Origin of the sequence: Paractinoplanes rishiriensis (genome assembly GCF_016862375.1) — a bacterium.
Taxonomy (GTDB): domain Bacteria; phylum Actinomycetota; class Actinomycetes; order Mycobacteriales; family Micromonosporaceae; genus Actinoplanes; species Actinoplanes rishiriensis.
In genome coordinates this window covers 1-5,338 of the sequence record NZ_BOMV01000140.1, presented here as the reverse complement: position 1 = coordinate 5,338, position 5,338 = coordinate 1, and the positions used below count along the sequence as shown (strand labels likewise).

General features: G+C 74.5%; 2 protein-coding genes. Both read left to right on the top strand.

Features of this window, described 5'->3' with window-relative positions:
• Window positions 1-2,221 (top strand): condensation domain-containing protein (locus Ari01nite_RS49150; RefSeq protein WP_203791631.1); only part of this gene is annotated, 2,221 nt, incomplete at its 5' end.
• Window positions 2,218-5,338, top strand: a 3,121-nt coding sequence (locus tag Ari01nite_RS49145) for a non-ribosomal peptide synthetase (RefSeq protein WP_203791629.1), incomplete at its 3' end; no start/stop codon positions are given. The genes Ari01nite_RS49150 and Ari01nite_RS49145, both read left to right, overlap by 4 nt.

Sequence of the window (5,338 nt, the reverse complement as noted above, 5' to 3'; positions counted from 1 at the left end):
TGGTCTGCTGCCGGTGCCGGTCGGGGTGGCCGGCGAGCTTTACGTCGCCGGAGCCGGGCTGGCCCGTGGTTACCTGGGCCGGTCCGGTCTGACCGGCACCCGGTTCGTCGCGGACCCGTTCGGGGCGCCCGGCACCCGGATGTACCGCTCCGGCGACGTGGTGCGCTGGACGGCGGCCGGGGTCCTGGAATACGTCGGCCGCTCCGACGACCAGGTGAAGATCCGGGGGTTCCGGATCGAGCTGGGGGAGATCGAGTCGGCGCTGGAGGCCGCGCCCGGGGTGGACCGGGCGCTGGCGGTCGTCGTCGAGGGCCGCCTGATCGGTTACGTGCAGCCGGCCACCGCCGCCGGGCTCGACCCGGCGGCCCTGCGCAGCGTGCTGGCGCAGACGTTGCCGGACTACATGGTGCCCGCCGCGATCGTGGTGGTGGGCGAGTTCCCGCTGACCGTGAACGGAAAGGTGGACCGGGCCAAGCTGCCCGCCCCCGAGGTCACCGCCACCGGTGGCCGCGGCCCGCGCAACGCCCGCGAGGAGGTCCTCTGCGGCCTCTTCACCGAGGTGCTGGGCGTCGCCGAGGTGGGCGTCGACGACTCGTTCTTCGACCTGGGCGGCGACAGCATCATGTCGATCCAGCTGGTCTCCCGGGCGCGCGCGGTCGGCGTGGTGCTGTCCGCGCGGGACGTCTTCGAGGGCAAGACCGTGGCGCGGCTGGCGGGCCTGGCCGGTGCCGGCGGCCCGGTGGTGCCGGACGTGGGCGTCGGGGAGATGCCGCCGACGCCGATCGTGGCCTGGCTGGCCGAGCTGGGCGGCCCGATCGACGGTTTCGCCCAGTCGCTGGTGCTGTCGGTGCCGGCCGGGGCGGACGGGGACCGGCTGCGGACCGCGGTGCAGGCATTGCTGGACTGCCATGATGCGCTGCGGCTGCGGTTGCTGGACGGGTTCCGTATGCGGGTGGAGCCGGTCGGCTCGGTGTCCGCCGCGACGGTGCTGTCCCGGGTCGACGTGTCCGGCCGGTCCGTCGCGGAGGTCGACGACGTCGTCGCCAAGCGGGCGGTCACCGCCCGCGAGGAGCTGGCGCCGCGATCCGGAGTGGTGGTGCGGGCGGTGTACTTCGACGCCGGGCCGGACGCGCCCGGCCGGCTGCTGCTGATGGTCCACCACCTGGCCGTGGACGGCGTGTCCTGGCGGGTGCTGATGCCGGATCTGGCGGCCGCCTACCGGTGCGCTGCCCTGGCGCCGGTGGGCAGTTCGCTGCGCCGGTGGGCGTCCTGGCTGGGCGAGCAGGCGGTGTCGCCGCGCTGGGTCGGCCAGCTGCCGGTGTGGCAGTCGGTGCTGGGCCGGCGGGCCGGCCTCGGCCTGGGCGAGCTCGGGCCGCAGGACACGTACGCGACGGTGGGTCAGCTGTCGGTGGTGTTGCCGGAGTCGGTGACGGTGCCGCTGCTGACCCGGGTGCCCGGCGTCTTCCACGCCGGGGTCAATGACGTGCTGCTGGCCGGCCTCGCGCTGGCCGTCGACGAGTGGCAGCGCGGCCGGGGCGGAGCGGGCGGCCCGTTCGTGGTCGATCTGGAGGGCCACGGCCGTCTGGATCACCTTGCCCCCGGTATGGACCTGTCCCGCACGGCCGGCTGGTTCACCAGCCTCTACCCGGTGCGTCTGGATACGGGGGCATTCGACCGGGCCTCGGCCTGGGCCGGCGGTGCCGCGGCGGGGCAGGTCCTCAAGCAGGTCAAGGAGCAGCTGCGGCAGGTGCCCGACGACGGCCTCGGCTACGGCCTGCTCCGCTACCTGAACCCGGTGACCGCCGAACAGCTCGCCGCCGCGGGCCGGGTCGAGCTGGGGTTCAACTACCTGGGCCGGTGGAGCGAACCGGCCGACGGCGGCGACGCCTTCCGGGTGCTGCCGGACGGCGCCGGCGCCGGTGGCGTCGACCCGGGCATGCGCCTGGCGCACGTCGTCGAGCTGAACGCGGTGGCGTTCGAGGGCGGCGACGGACTGCAGCTGCGGGCGAACTGGAGTTTCGCCGGCCGGCTGGTCGGGGCCGCCGAGGTGCAGGCGCTGGCCGAGCTGTGGTTCACCGCGCTGCGGGCCCTGGTGGCCCACGCCGAGAGCCCGGACGCCGGCGGCCTCACGCCGTCGGACGTGTCGCTGGTCGCGATGACGCAGGACGAGATCGACGAATTTGAGCTTGACCTTTACGGGGACGGGGAGCGTAACGAATGAGCCAGCCGGCACGCAGTATCGAGGACATCCTTCCGCTGTCGCCGCTGCAGGAGGGTCTGCTGTTCCACAGCGTCTACGACGAGCAGACCCAGGACACCTACACCGCCCAGCTGGCGCTGATCATCGAGGGCCCGGTGGACGCCGGCGCGGTGCGGGCTGCCGCTCGCGCACTGCTGCAGCGGCACGCCTCGCTGCGCGCCGCCTTCCGGCAGCGCAAGTCGGGGGAGTGGGTGCAGCTCATCCACCGCGACCCGCCGCTGCGCTGGACCGACGTCGACCTGCGCCACCTGGACGGCGACGACCAGGACAAGGCCGTCGAGCAGACCCTGCTGGAGGAGCGGACCGGCCGCTTCGACCTGGGCGGCGCCCAGCTGATCCGGTTCCAGCTGATCCGGCTCGGCGACGAGCGGTACCGGTTCGCGATCACGAACCACCACATCATCCTCGACGGCTGGTCCATGCCGGTGCTGCTGCGCGAGCTGCTCGAGCTCTACCTCAGCGCCGGCGAGGCGTCCGGCCTGCCGCTGGTCCGCGGCTACCGGGACTACCTGTCCTGGCTGGCCGGCCGGGACCGGGGCGTGGCCCGGGCCGCGTGGGGTGCGGCGCTGGCCGACCTGCCGGGTGCGTCGCTGGTGGCCGGCGGGGCCGCGGAGGAGTCCGCGGCGGTGGTTCCGGAGCAGGTGGAGTTCGCTCTGGACGCGGGGCTGGCGGCGGCGGTGTCGTCGGCCGCGCGGGGGCTGGGCGTCACGTTGAACACCGTGGTCCAGGTGGCGTGGGGCGTGGTGGTGGGCCGCCTGCTGGGCCGGTCGGACGTGGTGTTCGGCGTGACGGTGTCCGGCCGGCCCGCCGAGCTGTCCGGGGTCGAGCAGATGGTGGGTCTGTTCATCAACACGGTGCCGGTGCGGGTGCGGTGGGGCGCCGGTGAGTCGTTGCGGGCGGTGGTGACCCGGGTCCGGGACGAGCAGGTGGGGCTGCTGGAGCATCACTACCTGGGACTGGCCGAGATCCAGCAGCAGGCCGGTGTCGGCAACCTCTTCGACACCAAGATGGCCTTCGAGAACTACCCGATCGACGACGCCGCCCGGGACGCCTCGGCCGGCGGTGGCGGCGGGGTCAACGTCACCGGCGCGACCGCGTACAGCGCCTCGCACTACGCCCTCGACCTGGTGGTCCTGCCACGTGACGGGCTCAGCTTCCGGCTGAAGTTCGACCCGAACGCGTTCGACCGGCCGGCCACCGAGGCCATCGCGCGGCGGCTCGAGCGGATCCTCGAGACCCTGGTCGCCAACCCGGACCAGCCGCTGTCCCGGGTGGACGTGCTCGGCGGGGACGAGCGGGACCGGCTGCTCACCGCGGGCACCGGCCCGGTGGTGGAGCCCGGCGAACTCGCGCCGGAGCTGTTCCGCCGCCAGGCCGCGCTGACCCCGCAGGCGCCCGCCGTGGCCGCCGGCGGTGACCTGCTCACCTACGAGCAGCTCTCGGCGCGCGCCGACGACCTGGCCCGGTGGCTGGTGTCGCGGGGCGTCGGCCCCGACTCGCTGGTCGCGGTGATGCTGCCGCGTTCGGTGGATCTGGTGGTGGCGCTGCTCGCGGTGTGGCGGGCCGGTGCGGCCTATGTGCCGGTCGATGTGGACTATCCGGCCGAGCGGGTGCGGTTCGTGCTGGCGGACGCGGCACCGGTGCTGGTGCTGTCCGCGGACGTGCTGGACGGCCTGGACACCGCCGCGGCGCCGGAGGTCACGCTGCCCGAGCCGCGGGCGGAGCAGGCCGCATACGTCATCTACACCTCCGGGTCGACCGGCACGCCCAAGGCCGTCGTCGTGCCGCACGCCGGTCTCGCCGACCACCTCCGCTGGGCCCGGCAGGCCTACCCGGCCGCCGCGGGCACCGCGCTGGTGCACTCGTCGGTCGCGTTCGACCTCACCGTGACGGCGCTGTGGACCCCGCTGGTCACCGGCGGCTGCGCGCGGCTGGCAGACCTCAGCGGCGACCTGTCCGGCGAGCCGCAGCCGTCGTTCCTGAAGGCCACGCCGAGCCACCTGACCCTGCTGGAGTCGCTGCCCGAGCGGGTGTCGCCGTCCGGCACGCTGATGCTCGGCGGCGAGCAGCTGCTCGGCGAGGCGGCCCGGCGCTGGCACGAGCGGCATCCGGACGCCACAATCTCCAACTCGTACGGGCCCACCGAGTTCACCGTCAACGCGGCCGAGCACACCCTGCGCCCGGGCGACGACTACGGCCCCGGCCCGGTGCCGATCGGCCGCCCGGTCGCCAACACCCGGCTGTACGTGCTGGACGACGGCCTGTTGCCGGCTCCGGTCGGCGAGCTCTACGTGGCCGGCGCGGGGTTGGCCCGCGGATATCTGGGTCGCCCGGGCCTGACGAGCGAGCGGTTCGTGGCCGATCCGTTCGGTCCCGCCGGTTCGCGGATGTACCGCACCGGCGACGTGGTGCGCTGGACCGGGTCCGGGGTGCTGGAGTTCGTCGGCCGCACGGACGACCAGGTGAAGGTGCGCGGTTACCGGATCGAGCTCGGCGAGGTCGAGGCCGCCCTGGCCGCTCAGGCCGGTGTCGGCCGGGCGGTGGTGGTCGTGCGCGAGGACGCTCTGGCCGGGTACGTCCAGCCGGTGGCCGGGGCGCAGCTCGACCCGGCCGCGCTGCGCGTCGCTCTCGCCGAGACGCTGCCGGAATACATGGTCCCGGGCGCCGTGGTGGTGCTCGACGAGATCCCGCTGACCGTCAACGGCAAGGTCGACCGGGCTGCCCTGCCCGCACCCGAGCTGGCCGCGGCCGGCGCCGGCCGCGGACCGCGCGACGCCCGCGAGGAGATCCTCTGCGGCCTGTTCGCCGAGGTGCTCGGCGTGGCCGAGGTCGGCGTCGACGACTCCTTCCTGGACCTGGGCGGCCACTCGCTGCTCGCCATCAAGCTGGTCAGCCGGGTCCGGACGGTGCTGTCCGCGGACGTGTCGGTGAACGACCTGTTCGCGGCGCCGACGGTGGCCGGGCTCGCGGCCCGGATCGCCGCCGCCGGTGCGAACGCGCGGCCGCCGCTGCGGGCGGCGCAGCCGCGCCCGGAGCGGATCCCGCTCTCCTACGAACAGCAGCGGCTGTGGTTCCTGT